This is a genomic window from Microbacterium bandirmense, assembly GCF_037204185.1.
Lineage (GTDB): Bacteria > Actinomycetota > Actinomycetes > Actinomycetales > Microbacteriaceae > Microbacterium > Microbacterium bandirmense.
This window is the reverse complement of the sequence record NZ_JBBDGM010000022.1, coordinates 1-14,024: the sequence shown is the minus strand read 5'-3', so window position 1 is coordinate 14,024 and position 14,024 is coordinate 1. Positions and strand designations below refer to the sequence as shown.

General features: G+C 64.5%; 12 protein-coding genes. 9 read left to right on the top strand and 3 right to left on the bottom strand.

What is annotated here, in order from left to right; all coding sequences use genetic code 11:
* Positions 1 to 31: 31 nt before the first annotated feature.
* The 3 genes from WDU99_RS16785 to dctP form a co-directional block, all read right to left on the bottom strand.
* A complete protein-coding gene (locus tag WDU99_RS16785; RefSeq protein WP_337333619.1) occupies positions 32 to 1,315 on the bottom strand; it encodes a TRAP transporter large permease in 1,284 nt (427 codons plus the stop codon).
* Positions 1,312 to 1,878: a TRAP transporter small permease gene (locus WDU99_RS16780; RefSeq protein ID WP_337333618.1), complete on the bottom strand. Its 567-nt coding sequence runs from the start codon at positions 1,876 to 1,878 to the stop codon at positions 1,312 to 1,314. Before WDU99_RS16780 ends, WDU99_RS16785 begins: the two co-directional genes overlap by 4 nt.
* Before the next feature lie 68 nt (positions 1,879 to 1,946).
* The gene (dctP, locus tag WDU99_RS16775) at positions 1,947 to 3,128 is read right to left on the bottom strand and encodes a TRAP transporter substrate-binding protein DctP (protein ID WP_337333617.1); all 1,182 of its coding nucleotides are present in this window, start codon (positions 3,126 to 3,128) and stop codon (positions 1,947 to 1,949) included.
* Between the two features lie 309 nt (positions 3,129 to 3,437).
* Between dctP and WDU99_RS16770 the strand changes: the two genes are divergently transcribed.
* The 9 genes from WDU99_RS16770 to WDU99_RS16730 all read left to right on the top strand — a co-directional run bounded on the left by WDU99_RS16770 (position 3,438) and on the right by WDU99_RS16730 (position 13,815).
* Positions 3,438 to 4,643 carry a M24 family metallopeptidase gene (locus WDU99_RS16770; RefSeq protein WP_337333616.1) on the top strand — a complete coding sequence of 402 codons (1,206 nt, stop codon included), beginning with the start codon at positions 3,438 to 3,440 and terminating at the stop codon, positions 4,641 to 4,643.
* Between the two features lie 36 nt (positions 4,644 to 4,679).
* Positions 4,680 to 5,573 (top strand): 6-phosphogluconolactonase, encoded by an 894-nt coding sequence (locus tag WDU99_RS16765; protein WP_337333615.1) that lies wholly within the window; start codon positions 4,680 to 4,682, stop codon positions 5,571 to 5,573.
* 41 nt (positions 5,574 to 5,614) lie between these two features.
* Positions 5,615 to 6,478, top strand: coding sequence for a PfkB family carbohydrate kinase (locus WDU99_RS16760; protein WP_337333614.1), 864 nt, complete (start codon positions 5,615 to 5,617; stop codon positions 6,476 to 6,478).
* On the top strand, positions 6,475 to 7,437 hold the full coding sequence (locus WDU99_RS16755; RefSeq protein ID WP_337333613.1) for a 2-hydroxyacid dehydrogenase: 963 nt from the start codon (positions 6,475 to 6,477) through the stop codon (positions 7,435 to 7,437). Before WDU99_RS16760 ends, WDU99_RS16755 begins: the two co-directional genes overlap by 4 nt.
* A gap of 17 nt (positions 7,438 to 7,454) precedes the next feature.
* On the top strand, positions 7,455 to 9,083 hold the full coding sequence (locus WDU99_RS16750; RefSeq protein WP_337333612.1) for a thiamine pyrophosphate-dependent enzyme: 1,629 nt from the start codon (positions 7,455 to 7,457) through the stop codon (positions 9,081 to 9,083).
* On the top strand, positions 9,080 to 10,228 hold the full coding sequence (locus WDU99_RS16745; RefSeq protein ID WP_337333611.1) for a CaiB/BaiF CoA transferase family protein: 1,149 nt from the start codon (positions 9,080 to 9,082) through the stop codon (positions 10,226 to 10,228). The genes WDU99_RS16750 and WDU99_RS16745 overlap by 4 nt, the downstream gene beginning before the upstream one ends.
* 99 nt (positions 10,229 to 10,327) lie before the next feature.
* Positions 10,328 to 11,506, top strand: a complete 1,179-nt coding sequence (locus tag WDU99_RS16740; RefSeq protein ID WP_337333610.1) for an acyl-CoA dehydrogenase family protein — start codon at positions 10,328 to 10,330, stop codon at positions 11,504 to 11,506.
* Positions 11,507 to 11,621: 115 nt separating this feature from the next.
* Complete coding sequence (locus tag WDU99_RS16735; protein ID WP_337333609.1) at positions 11,622 to 12,599, top strand: NAD(P)/FAD-dependent oxidoreductase; 978 nt, start codon at positions 11,622 to 11,624, stop codon at positions 12,597 to 12,599.
* A 44-nt stretch (positions 12,600 to 12,643) separates the two neighbouring features.
* Positions 12,644 to 13,815, top strand: a protein-coding gene (locus WDU99_RS16730) for an IS3 family transposase (protein ID WP_337333608.1) whose coding sequence is annotated in 2 segments (ribosomal slippage) — positions 12,644 to 12,920 and positions 12,920 to 13,815 — 1,173 coding nt in all. Because the reading frame shifts where the segments join, the coding sequence is not laid out codon by codon here.
* Positions 13,816 to 14,024 lie beyond the last annotated feature (209 nt).

The window sequence follows — 14,024 nt, the reverse complement described above, 5'->3', positions numbered from 1 at the left end:
CTATTGGGGAACGGGGTTCGGGAGTACAGGGTCAGTTCGGGTAGAACACTCCAGGGAGCCAGAGCGAGAGAGCCGGGATCAGTGCAACGACGACCAGAGCGACCACCATTGCGACGAGGAAGGGGACCTGCGCTTTCGTCAGCGCGCCGAGCTTGACTCGCGTGATGGTCATCACCGTATAGAGGACGGAGCCCACGGGCGGTGTCGTGCCTCCGATGGCAAGGGCCATCACGACGACGACACCGAACTGAACAGGGTCCATGCCGATCGCCAGGGCGAGCGGCGCCAGGAGCGGGGCCAGGATGATGATCAGCGATGCCGACTCCATGAACATGCCGATGAGGAGCAGGATCGCGATCACCAGAAGGAGCGTGATGGTCGGGTTGCTCGTCACTCCGGTCATTGCATCCGTGAACAGGCGTGGCAGCCGTTCGATCGTGACGAAGTAACCGAACGCGCTGGCCGCAGCGATGATTAGCATGATCGACGCCGTCAACGTCGCGGCTTCTCGGAGCACTGAGATCAGGTCGCGCCAGCGGATGGTGCGGTAAGCAAACGCGAGGACCAGGGTGTAGACGGCAGCGAGCGCTCCCAGTTCCGTCGGCGTGAAAATCCCGACTCTCAGGCCGACGAGCAGCAGCACCGGCATCATGAGCGACCAGAACGCGTGCACGAATGTGCGTCCCACATGCCGGAAGTAGTGCGTGGGTTTCGTCCCGGGCTCGTAGTTGCGAACGCGCGAGATGACGTAGACCACAATGGAGAGCCCCAGCGCCATCACGACCGCAGGAATCACACCGGCCACGAAGAGTCGACCAATCGAAACATTCGCCTGCAGGCCATACAGGATCAGCACGATGGAGGGCGGAATGATCGCGGACATGATGCCGGAGGTCGCGGTTACGGCTGCCGCAAACGGCTTCGGGTAGCCGTTTCGCACCATCTGCGGCACGAGGATCTTGGAGTCGATGGCGGCATCGGCGGTGCCGGAGCCCGACATTCCTCCGATGACCATCGAGTTGAGGACGTTTACCTGTGCAAGACCGCCACGGAAGTGGCCCACGAGAGACGCGGCGAAGTCGATGATCCGTTCAGCGATGCCGGAGCGGGCCATGACGACACCAGCCAAGGTGAAGAACGGGATCGCGAGCAAGGGAAATGATTCCATGCCGCTGATGAAGCGCTGCACGAACAGTTCGTCGGGCTGATTGGTCACCACGAAGTAAGCGAGCGTGGTGCCCATCATCGCGAACGCCACGGGAATCCCTGTGACGAGCAGGACGATGAATAGTCCGATGAATATGAGAGCGGTCACAGCTTCACCGTCCGCACCGTGGTCGTGTCGGGAACCGTCGGATCCAACGTCATCTCGGATTGCCGCTCACGCTCGATGAGGAAGCTGTCGCCGCCCTTCACAACGTCCCGGATGATCCACACCAGATCGACGACGTAGTGCACGATCATGAGCGCGAATCCGACCGGCACGGCGGCCGTGAGCCAGATGCGGGGGATCTGGGTAAGCGGGAAGATGCGCCCGGCCGTGTCCATCACATATGGAACGGCGCTGACCAGGACCACAGTGAGGATCACGAGCGTCACTACTGTCACGATGAGCGCGTGGAAGTTAGCGGCACGCCCATGGAAGCGATCCGCGAGGGCGCTGATCGTGATGTGCTGGAACTTCCGCGCTGCTCGTGCAGAGCCGAGCATGATTATCCAGGTCGAACAAACCATGGCGATCTCGCTTGTCATGGTGAGCGGGGAGCTGAGCACGTAGCGCATGAACACATCGACCGTCACCATGAGGACGATGAAGAGCAGAAGAAGGCCAGGGATTGTCCCTTCCACGATGGAGGTGATTCGCCGAATGATACGCATCGTGTGCTCCTCTCTCTTCGTTGAGTACCGGGGCCGAGAGGGTGACCCCTCGACCCCGGTGGTGGTCATTACTCGCCGTCGCGGGCCGCAAGCAGCCGGTCGACGGTCTCCGAGTCCCAATCGAAGAAGTCGAAGTAACCGACGGTCGCGTCACGGTACGCCGGTATGTCAGCTTCGTGGAACGCGATCCCCTGACTCTCCATGAGCTCGCGGGCCTCAGCGTCGCCGGCAGTGGTCTGCTCCGTCGCCGCGATGCCGCCCTTGCGGAACTCCTCGAGGACGATCTCCTGCTGCTCCGCCGACATCTCCTGGAAAATGCTCGCAGGCATGACGAACCCGAGGAAGAGGTTGAGGTGTCCGGTAAGGGTAATGTCCGTCGCCACCTCGTTGAATCCGAGGTCGACGATGCTCTTCAGCGGGATCTCACCGGCGTCGACGACTCCCTGCTGCAGCGCAGCGAACTGCTCGGAGGAGGGAATGGCGACGGGAGTGGAAGGCAGCAGTTCTCCGAAAATGATCTCCCAGGTGCGAGCCTCCGGAATACGGATCTTCACGCCGGTGAGGTCATCCGGCTCCGGGACGGCCTTGTTGCCGACGATGTGACGCGGACCAGCGAACCAGTTGAGTGCGAGCACTTGGAGGTCGCCGACGTCGGCCAGTTCTTCGGTCCACTCAGCGAACAAGTCGCTCTCGAGGATGTTATCTGCCTCCTCGTAGTCTGCCAGGAGGAACGGAGACGTCAGCATCCCGAACTCCGAGACGCCGTACTCGGCGACGTGCGAAGCGTCGACGTAGGAGATCATCGGCTGCCCGAGTGACGCCTGTTCGGTGGTCTCGGCCGTCGAGCCGATGGTGCCGGCGCCGTACACGTCGATGTTCACTGTTCCGTCGGTGCGCTCACGGATTGCGTCCGCGACTTCGACCGCGACGGTGTGCACAGGGTTGGCCTCGGGAAGCGTGTGGGACAGCCGAATGTCGAAGGTTTCAGCCGCCGCGTCGTCACCGCCGTTCGACGGCTCCGTGGACGGAGTCGACGAGCAGCCAGCGATGAGGAGCGAAGTGGTTAGCGCTGCTGCGCCGATTGCGAGAGCCCGGCGTCCCAGCCCGCGGGGGGGGCGCGAATGGAGAGTGTGCATGCGAGCGAACTCCTTTCTTATGAGCCTCGACCGCAGCATCGTCCGTGATGCCCGCTCTGGCTCGCTGTGATTGTTCTCAGGTACACAATCGATTGAGTTGCGTCCATTGAACATAGACGATTCCTGCCCGGATGGTCAAGAGCTGTTATTGAGATCTCATCAGAGAACCTCCGCATCCGCGTTCTGAATGCAGCGCACGGTCTTCGGCCAACTAACCAGATTCCCGCGAATAACGTCGATTTGTCAGCGATCTGTACCAAGCTGCACCGATCCTCCGCGCGCTGCTCACCAGCGCTCCGCTCTCCGGACCCGTGGGTCGGCGCATGTTGACGATTGGCGGAATGGATGGTTGTCTAGAACACAATCGATTGGGTAATGTCCCCACAGAGGTGGGACCGACCCCGTGACCCAAAGGAGTTCCGCATGGCCATCGACTGGACGAAGATCGGCGTCGACCTGTCTGTACCCGAGGTGCCCGCTGCCATCAGCGACGGCGAGCTCACGACGCGCTGGCGCGCGGTCCAGGCCGCCATGATCGAACGGGAGCTCGACGCCCTGCTCGTCGTCGGCAACGAGTCCGAGTTCTCCTCCCTGCGGTACCTGTCCGACTATTGGCCCGCGTTCGAAAGCGGTGCCGTACTCTTCGCCCCCGAGGGAGAGCCCGTGCTACTCGCCGGTCCCGAGAGCGAGACACACGCTCGCCACCGCGGTCGCGTCTCACAGGTCGCCCTGATCGAAAGCCTGCGCGAGTCCGCCGACCCCAGCTACCCTGAGGTCTCCCTCGACACGTACGACGGGGTCCTCCGCAATCTGGGGGTCTCCTCTCCCCGCCGAATCGGCATCGCAGGTTCGTTCGCCGCGAACATGGTGATCATCGACGAGCTGCAGCGTGCGTTCGGCGATGTCGAACTCGTCCGCGCCGACGATGTCGTGACGTCGCTCCGCGCGCAGAAATCCCCCTGGGAGATCGCGAACCTCCGTAAGGCGTTCGAGATTTCCGAGATCGCACTTTCGGCGATCCTCGAGCGGATCCGGCCGGGTATGACCGAGCTGCAGGTCGTGGGCATCGCGCAGGCCGCGATGTACGCCAACGGGGCCGAGTACGAGGGGATGCCACAGTACGTCCTGTCAGGCCCCAACTCCCGCCCCGCGATCTCCCGCCCCGCGAACCGCGTCCTCGAGAGTGGTGACGTCGTCCAACTGAACATCTCAGCCCGCGTGAACGGTTACTCGTCTGGCGTCGGTCGACCTCTCGTGCTCGGCAAGGCGACAACGGCTCAGCGGGATCTCATCGAGTTCTGTCGCGACGCGCATCTCGCCACACTCGAGTGGGTTCGCCCCGGCGTGGAAGCGGCATCGATCGCGCGCAACTACCAGGAGTTCTTCACGGCCCGCAACAAGTCCGACGCCTTCCTCTACGGACCGTGCACAGGCCTGGGTCTAATGGAGACCGAGCAGCCGTGGGTTGAGAGCGACAGCAAGTACACGATCCAGCCGGGCATGTGCTTCCAAGCCGACACGTTCGCGCAGGCCACCGAGTTCTCGGTTCGCTGGGAGAACGGCTTCGTCGTGCGCGACGAAGCCCTGGAGATGTTCTCCGGCGCGCACATGGACACCTACGAAGTCTGACCCCCACGCCCACGTCCCCCTGTGTAAGGAGTCCACATGATCGTCGACCGTACGTACGCGGCCACCGCAGACGACCTCACTTTCGAAGACCTGACGATGCCAATCGAGAATCTCGTCGAGCAGTCGCGCTACCCGCTGCTCGTGCACAACGACAAGCGTGCACTGTACGAGTGGCTTGCGCGCGAGATGGCGGATGAGCTCGCTGCTCGCAATGCGGCCGGCGAGCCCACCCGCTGGCTTCTGCCCGTCGGTCCGAAGAGCCACTATCCGATCCTCGCGGAGATCTGCAACAGGGAGCGCATCAGTTGGCGGAACGTGTTCGCGTTCCACATGGACGAGTTCCTCGATTGGCAGGGTCGTGAGATCGCCCCTGACCATCCATTCAGCTTCCGTGGCTACTGTCAGAAGAACCTCTACGATCTGCTCGATCCGGAGCTGCTGCCACTGCCGGAGAACATCGTGTTCCCCACGATGAGCGACATCGACGGCTTCAGCGCGCGCATCGTGGCGGAGGGTGGTCTCGACACCGCGTTCGCCGGCTTCGGCTACCGCGGCCACGTCGCGTTCAACGAACCGCCCTCGACGCGGTGGCACAAGTACACGGTCGACGAGCTCGCGGCGTCGAAGACCCGCGTCGTCCCCCTCCTGGAAGACACCATCGTCGCCCACTCGCACCGTTCGACCGGAGGGTACACGCAAGCCCTCCCACCCATGGCGTTGACGGTCGGGATGGCCGACTTCCTGTCGGCCCGCCGCATCCGCCTGCTCACGGACGGTGGTGCGTGGAAGCAGTACATCCTGCGGATCGTGGCATTGACCACCGAGCGGGACGTCGACTATCCCGTGACGCTCGTGCACGGTCATCCGAATGTCGACATCGCGGTCGATGCGGAATCTGCTGCGCCGCTGCCGCTCGGTCTCCATCCATGATCGCATCGCTCGGCCTCATCATCCCCGACATCACCGTCCAGGTGCCGCACCTGCCGGTGAACGGGGAGAGCCTCGGCGCGACCGGCGTGGAGCGCAGCCCTGGGGGCAAGGCCGCGAACCAGATCGTCGCCGCAGCCCGTCTCGGGTCGCCAACGGCCTTCATCGGCACCGTTGGTCACGATCCCGGGGACAGCGACCCCAGCCAGGTCCTTCGCGACGAGGGTGTGGATGTGCGATTCCTGCGCCGTGATCCCCGGAACAACGGATTCAGCGTGATCCTGCTGACTCCGGAAGGCGATCAGGTCATCGTCACCGACAATGGTCCCGGCTCCGAGATTGCGGTAGAGCCGACCCTCCGTGCGCTGGCAAGCCTGGCCGCACAGATCCTGCTTGTCCAAGGCGAGACCGACCCCGCGGCCACGCTCCAGGTCGCTCACGAGTTCACCGGAACCGTAATCTTCGATCCGAGTCCCGCCGCACCTTTCGTCGGTGCCGACCTGGCGTTCGTCACCGTGCTGACACCCAACGCCGGAGAGGCCGACACGCTCGCCGGCCGAGTCGGAGCGACGGCCGCCGATGTGCGCATTGCGACCGGCGCTCAGAACGTCGTCGTGACGCGCGGCGGACGAGGGGCAGAAGTGTCGACCGGTGATGGCGATTACTTCGTGCCCGCACCGGAGGCCGTCGTCGCCGACCCATCAGGGGCAGGTGACGCATTCAACGGCGCGATGGCGGGTGAACTCCTCAGAGGATCGAATCTGCGGGGTGCTGTCGAGTTGGGTGTTCGAGCCGCCGCCTTCTCCGTGTCGCGATATCACTGCATTCCCTCCTTCCCTCGCGCAGAGGATCTGGTGTCTCTTTCCGCACGCGGTGTAGCAGGAGAAATCGAAAGGAGCGTCGGATGAACCGCACAAGCATCGTCATGCCGGATGGAGATCCGCTCTGCGAGAGACTCTTCTCCGATCTTGACCGGGCGAAGCGACTGGACGACCTCGGCGGGATCACCGTCTGGACCGATGCCCCCGTGGTCGATCCGCGCACTGTCGTGGAGCGGTGCGCTGGCGCGCAGGCGGTCGTCTTCGGCTGGCCGCTCCCCGATGAGGTCCTCGACCTGCCCGACCTGAAGATCGTCACGTTCATGGGCACCGGCGCGGCCAACCACGTGAACATGGCTAGCGCACGTAAGCGGGGCATCATCGTCTGCAACACCCCCGGTTACGGTGATGCCGCGGTGGCCGAGCACGCGATCGCGCTCATGCTGTCGTCATTGCGCAGCATCCCCCGCTACGACCGCTCGATGCACGCGGGCCGATGGGATGCTTCGACCCCAGCCCGCGAGGTGTCGAGCTCGACCGTCGGCCTGGTGGGCTTCGGCGGAATTGCGCGTCATGTCGCACGCGTGCTCTCCGCGATGGGCGCACGGCTGCTGGTCGCCACGCGGACGCCCGAACGCTACCGTGATGCGCACCCCGACGTGAGCTTCGTCAGCCTCGAAGATTTGCTCCGCCGCAGCGATATCGTCAGCCTCCATGTCGCCCTCACACCCGAGACAGCGGGCATGCTCGATGCCGGACGCCTCGAGCTACTGCGCCCCGGAACGCTGCTCGTCAACACAGCGCGCGCCGAACTGACGGACGAGGCACGTGTCGCCGAGCTCGTACGAAACGGGCGCATCACCGCCGCGATCGATGTCTTCTCTTCGGAGCCGACATCGGAGGATCATGTCTTCCGTGGACTGGACGGGGCTATTCTCACGCCGCACGTCGGCTTCAACACTCCAGATGCCATGGAGCGAATGGCCGACATCACGGTCGCAAATCTGGCTGGTGCACTCACCGGCCAGCTAGTCAACCGCGTCGCCTGAATCGAGAGGACACCACCTTGACTGTTCCCCATGTCGGCTCGGCGATCGTCGAGGCCCTCATCGACGGCGGCGTCGAATGGGCATCCTGTGTTCCCGGGGAGAGCTTTCTCCCAGTGATCGACGGCTTCCGCGAGCACGCGGATGACGCACGCCTCGTGACTTTCCGGCACGAAGCCTCGGCAGTGCAGGCGGCGGTCGCACACGGCCGCCGCACCGGGCGGGCCGGCGTGTGCCTTGTCACGCGCGGTCCTGGTGCGCTCCATGCGGCTATCGGCGTGCACAGTGCCGAGCAGGATGCCGCACCCCTGCTGTTGCTCGTCGGCCAGATCGCATCCGGCGATCGTGGGCGCGGGGCGTTCCAGGAGATCTCGAGCGGGGCCGTCTTCGGTTCGATGAGCAAGTGGGTGGCGAGCATCGACACGGCGGAGCGCGCGCGGGAGACGATCCTCCGAGCACTCCGGATCGCCGAGTCCGGGCGCCCGGGGCCGGTCGTGGTCGAGTTGCCCGAGGACATCCTGTACCACCCGGCGGTAAACGCTGTCCGCGCACAGCCCGTCCGGCTCGAAGACGTGACCTCGCCGGCGGTCGTCGCCGAGATCGTGGAATCGCTAGAGCAGGCAGCGAAACCTCTCGTGCTGCTTGGGCGAGGCTCATGGGATACCGAGCACCACCGCCTGGTGCAGGAGTTTGCCGAAGCGAACGACGTGCCGGTTGTCGCCGCGTTCCGCTGCCAAGACGGCATCGACAACGACTCGACCGCGTACATAGGGCACTTGGGCTTCGGCACGGATCCGGCGCTTGCCCGCACCGTCGGCGAAGCGGATCTCGTGATCGCTCTCGGCGGTCACTTCGGCGACATCGACACCGACGGCTACGAACGGCCGGTCGGCGCACCTGGCGCTCGCATCATCCACGTCGCCGCTTCGGAGCAGGATGTCGAGCGGGTCTGGCCAGCGGATGTCATCGCAATCCTCCCCACGCTGAATGTGCTTCGTGACCTGGCCGCCGCTCCCATCGCCGAACCGCGCTGGTCGGCCTGGGCGTCCGCCGCGAGAGCGGACCTCGAGTCGTTCAGCACACCCGCTCCCGATGACGTCGTGGCACACATGGTGCACGCCGCATCGGCGCTGGTCCCAGAGGAGACGATCGTGTGCAACGGGGCAGGCAATTATGCCGTCTGGGTGCACCGGTTTCACCGTTACCGCACAGCCGGTTCGCAGTCGGCACCGGTGAGCGGGGCCATGGGCTTCGGCCTGCCGGCGGGCATCGCCGCAACGCTCTCGCGACCGGACACTACGACCCTCGTGTACGCCGGCGACGGGTGCTTCTTGATGTCGGTCGCGGAGATGGCAACCGTCGCCACGAATGACCTTCCCGTGATCATCGTCGTCTTCGACAACGGCTTGTACGGCACGATCCGCACTCACCAGGATCGACGCTTCCCCGGCAACGCCTTCGCAACCGACCTCGGCAACCCCGACTTCGTCTCCCTCGCCGAGTCCTTCGGCATCACAGCATCTAGAGCCGAGACGGTCGAGGAATTCGAGGAGGCGCTACGCACCGCCCTCGACAGCCGTCGCGCCCACCTAATCCACGTGCCGACGTCGGGAGGACCTCTCACGCCCCTGAAGGCGAGCGCGGCATGACCGATGCATCGAACGGCGCCTTGGAGGGGATACGCGTCCTGGACTTATCCCGGGTGCTGGCCGGCCCCCTGGCGACCATGTATCTGGGCGACCTCGGCGCGGATGTGATCAAGATCGAACCACCCGCGGGCGACGAGACGCGCGCATGGGTTCCGCCCGTGGACGCACGCGGTGTCAGCACCTATTTCACTGGGGTCAACCGCAACAAGCGGGGGCTGCGCATCAACCTCACGCGCGACGAGGATCGCGAGATCGTCCTCCAACTCGCGGCCGAGGCCGATGTCCTCGTCGAGAACTTCCGACCCGGAGTGATGGAGCGATTCGGCCTCGACTACGAGAGCCTCAGCGCGGGAAACCCAGGCCTCGTCTACTGCTCGATCACGGGATTCGGCTCCGGAGCGGGGCGAGAACTGGCGGGCTTCGACCTGCTGGCCCAGGCCCAGAGCGGGCTCATGAGCGTGACCGGTGCACCCGACGGTGAGCCGATGAAGGTCGGCGTGGCGCTCGTGGACGTGCTGGCCGGGCAGAACGCCGTGATCGGCATCCTGTCGGCGCTGCGGGCGCGCGAACGTACGCGGCGAGGCCAGCGTGTGGAGATCTCCCTGCTGAGCGCCGCTCTCAGCGGCCTGGCGAATCAGTCGTCATCGACGGTCGTGACGGGACAGTCGCCGCGACGTCACGGAAACGCGCATCCATCCATCGCCCCGTATCAGATGTATCCGACGGCGGACGGGGATCTCGTCATCGCGGTCGGCAACGATCGTCAGTTCGAGGCCCTGTGCCGTGAACTCGGGAGCCCCGACCTCCACGAAGATCCTCGATTCGCGGCCAATGGCGCCCGGGTGGCCCACCGCGCGGAACTCGAGACCGTCCTGGTCGCGCTCCTGACGAGCGCCTCCGCCGGGGAGTGGGCGGAACGGCTGACCGCGCGCGGCGTCCCTGCCGGAACCGTAAACACGATCGCTCAAGGGCTCGAGCTCGCCGAGAAGGTCGAACTCGAGCCGGTCGTAACGATTGCGACGCCGGAGGGCGACGCACGTAGCGTCGCGAATCCCATCCGACTGTCAGGCACGCCCGTGCGCTATCTGCTGCCACCGCCGGATGCCGAGGACCACCAGACATGGAACCCGCGGAGGGAACCATGACGTCCGCCACCCGTGCCATCGAGTGGCTGCCGAGCATCGACGCGCGACGAGGCGTCGCCGACCGCAAGAGGAGGAATCCCCGTGACCCACGCTGACCCCATGAAGCTGCCTGCCCTCGACCCGGCCGACCCGGCCGGGCTCGATGACCTGCTGACCGACGACGAGAAGAGCATCCGCGGTGCCGTGCGGCAGATGCTCGATCGTTCGGTGGAGCCGTACATCGCCGAGTGGTTCGAGAACGGCGCCATTCCGAACGTCCGCGAGCTGGCGAAGGAGCTGGGTTCGCTCGGTGTGCTCGGGATGCACCTGGAGGGTTATGGGTGCGCCGGGATGTCGGCTACGGAGTACGGGGTAGCATGCCTCGAGATCGAGGCGACCGATTCCGGTCTGCGATCACTCGTCTCGGTGCAGGGATCACTCGCGATGTTCGCCATCTGGCGGTGGGGTTCCGAGGAGCAGAAGCAGCAATGGCTGCCGCGGATGGCCGCCGGCGAGACGATCGGCTGCTTCGGTCTCACCGAGCCCGACGCGGGATCCGACCCCGCGAGTATGACGACGGTGGCCCGTCGCGACGGCGACGACTGGGTACTCAACGGCCGGAAGATGTGGATCTCCAACGCGCCGTTCGCGGATGTCGCCGTCGTATGGGCCCACACCGACGACGGCATCCGGGGCTTCGTCGTCCCCGCCGACACTCCGGGTTTCTCGGCTCCCGAGATCAAGCACAAGATGTCGCTGCGAGCCTCGGCGACCGGTGAGCTCGTCCTCGATGACGTGCGCCTGCCGGCGGATGCCGTGTTCCCGGAGGTGCGTGGACTCAAGGGTCCGCTTGCCTGCCTCAACGAGGCCCGGTACGGAATCGTCTGGGGCTCTCTGGGCGCCGCGCGCTCCAGCCTCGAGATCGCGCGACGCTACTCGATCGAACGGGTGCAGTTCGGCAAGCCGATCGGTGCATTCCAGCTGACGCAGCAGAAGCTCGCCGACATGTCGCTCGAGTACATCAAGGGCTACCTACTCGCCCTCCACCTGGGGCGGCGGAAAGATGCTGGTGGCCTACGTCCCGAACAGGTGAGTATCGGAAAGCTCAACAACGTCCGGGAGGCGCTGGAGATCTGCCGTGCCGCGCGAACGATCCTGGGCGCGAACGGCATCTCCCTGGAGTACCCCGTGATCCGCCACCAGAACAACCTAGAGTCGGTGCTCACGTACGAGGGCACAGTCGAGATGCACACGCTGATTCTAGGCGAAGTACTCACGGGCAAGGCCGCGTTCCGGTGACGAGTCGTTGCCCACGGTGCCGATGAACGCCAAGTTCAGGTACCGAGCCTCGCATAGGCCAGAGAGGTGCTTTTGGTTGACGGAGGCGCTTGATACTGAGACCGATGCTCCAATGATGCGCGGCGATTATTCGGCAGATGTCGTCATCGTCGGTGGAGGATACACAGGGCTCTGGGCGGCACTTCGAGTGCGGGAACTCGAGCCCGCCTCGCGCATCATCCTCCTCGAAGCGGACATCTGCGGTGGCGGGCCAAGCGGGCGCAACGGCGGGTTCATGGACCCATGGCGTGTGAAGTATTTTGCAATGAAGGCGATCATGGGGTCGGAGGAGACTATTCGGGCGATCAGGCTCTCCGTCCGCGCACTGGACGAGATCATCGACTTCTGTTCGGAACATGAGATCGATGCGCAGATCACGCGCGGCGGCGGATTGTGGGTTTCTTCCAGCCACGCTACCGAGAACACCTGGGCTCCCACGGTCGAGGCGCTGCGGTCTGTCGGCCTCGGGGAGAACTACCGCGACGTCAGCGCCGAAGAGGTCGTGGAGCTCACCGGCTCCTCCCGCTATGTCGGAGGGGTATTCGATGCCGAAAGAGGCAAAGCCCAGCCCGCGCTACTGGCCCGCGGACTACGTCGGGTCGCGCTGGAGAACGGCGTCGAAATCTTCGAGAACTCGCCGGTCACACGACTCGAGCGCGGTTCCACCCCCATCGTGCACACGGAAGGGGGACGAGTTCGATCCTCCCGTGTCATCCTGGCAGCGGGTGCGTGGTTGGGTCAGCTTCATGAGTTGCGCAATGCGATCGCCGTCGTAGGCAGTGACATGATCGCCACCGAGCGGATGCCAGAGCGTCTCGCGGACCTGGGTGACATTGATCGCCTTGTCATCTCGGACTCGCGCATGATGGTCAACTATTACCGCACGACGGCAGACGGTCGTCTGGCATGGGGATTCGGCGGCGGATCACTCGACTTCGGAGCGCGCATCGGCGAGAATATGCACTCGATCTCCCCCCGGCCCGCCGCGGTCGCCGCAAGTCTTGAATATCACTATCCGCAACTGGGTCTGCTGAAGGTTCGGTTGAGTCCATGACCGCATGACTCCCGGGTGGGGGTCGTGCTGGAAGGATGGCAATCGTGCCGAAGATCTATTCCGATGAGTTCAAGCGGGACGCTGTGGCGATGGTCGTTGCGGGCTCGTCGCAGAAGAAGGTGTGCAGGGATCTCGGCATCTCGAAGACCGCGCTGCAGACGTGGGTGCGCGATGACCGGTTCCGCTCGCATGGGATGACACCATCGACTGATCCCGATGAGCGCCGCGAGATGACGGCGGCGCTGCGAAGGATCCGGGAGCTGGAGATGGAGAACGAGGTGCTCCGGCGGGCTGCGGCGTATCTGTCGCAGGCGCATATCCTGCCCCCAAAATGATCTACCCACTCGTCCGTGAGATGGCCGCGGCCGACGCCCTTGTGAGGGTGCCGGTCGCGGTGGCGAGTAGGGTGCTGGGCTTCACCGAGCAGGCGTATTACAAGTGGCTGAAACAGCCCATCAGCGCGCGTGAAGTCGAGGAGGCGCATCTGATCGAGGTGCTCCGGGAACTGCACGAGGACGATCCCGAGGGCGGATACCGGGTCCTCTCCGACGACATCGCTGACCTCGGCTACCAGCTCAGCGAGCGGCGCGTGTGGCGGCTATGCCACGTCGCGGGGATCAGATCGACGATCACGACTCGCAAGCGCCGCTATAAGAAGGCAGGCCCGCCCGTGCACGACGATCTCGTCAACCGGGACTTCACGGCCGAGGGACCGAACCAACTGTGGCTGACCGACATAACGGAGCATTGGACAGCGGAAGGAAAGCTGTATCTGTGCGCGATCAAGGACGTGTGGAACAACAAGATCGTCGGCTACTCGATCGACAGCCGGATGAAGGCCCGTCTGGCTGTGAACGCGCTGGAGATGGCCGTCACCCACCAGGGGAACCCGGCAGGCGTCATCGTGCACAGCGACAGAGGCAGCCAGTTCAGATCCAGGAAATTCCGGAAAGCGCTCAAGCGCCACAGCCTGACCGGATCGATGGGCCGCGTCGGCGCGTGTGGGGACAACGCGGCCATGGAGAGCTTCTTCAGCTTGTTGCAGAAGAACGTCCTCGACCGGCAGCGATGGGCCACTCGGCTCGAGCTGCGTCTCGCGATCGTGCAGTGGATCGAGGGCATCTATCACCGCAAGAGAAGGCAGCGCCGACTCGGGAAACTGACACCCATCGAATTCGAGACCATAATGAAAGACGCCGTCACCCTGGCGGCATAAACCCCAGACTCAACCAAAGCTTCAGCAGACCCACTGGATGATGCCCGAGTCACACACAGCTGGACGGGCCCGATTGACAGATCGCTCAGTGGGGTTCCCTTCTTCCACACGCTCTGCCGCTTCCCGGAGGTGGTATATGGATGCGGTTACTCGGGTAACTGAATATTCGCTTCTCTGAGCGCCACGAGTATTGCGGTTGAGCGCCACCT

What these genes read in the sequence shown, in the direction of transcription:
- WDU99_RS16735 (WP_337333609.1), top strand. Translation starts at nt 11,622, where the DNA reads ATGCGCGGCGATTATTCGGCAGATGTCGTCATCGTCGGTGGAGGATAC.
- WDU99_RS16765 (WP_337333615.1), top strand. Translation starts at nt 4,680, where the DNA reads ATGATCGTCGACCGTACGTACGCGGCCACCGCAGACGACCTCACTTTC.
- WDU99_RS16780 (WP_337333618.1), bottom strand. Translation starts at nt 1,878, where the DNA reads ATGCGTATCATTCGGCGAATCACCTCCATCGTGGAAGGGACAATCCCT.
- WDU99_RS16755 (WP_337333613.1), top strand. Translation starts at nt 6,475, where the DNA reads ATGAACCGCACAAGCATCGTCATGCCGGATGGAGATCCGCTCTGCGAG.
- WDU99_RS16745 (WP_337333611.1), top strand. Translation starts at nt 9,080, where the DNA reads ATGACCGATGCATCGAACGGCGCCTTGGAGGGGATACGCGTCCTGGAC.
- WDU99_RS16770 (WP_337333616.1), top strand. Translation starts at nt 3,438, where the DNA reads ATGGCCATCGACTGGACGAAGATCGGCGTCGACCTGTCTGTACCCGAG.
- dctP (WP_337333617.1), bottom strand. Translation starts at nt 3,128, where the DNA reads ATGTTCAATGGACGCAACTCAATCGATTGTGTACCTGAGAACAATCAC.
- WDU99_RS16740 (WP_337333610.1), top strand. Translation starts at nt 10,328, where the DNA reads ATGAAGCTGCCTGCCCTCGACCCGGCCGACCCGGCCGGGCTCGATGAC.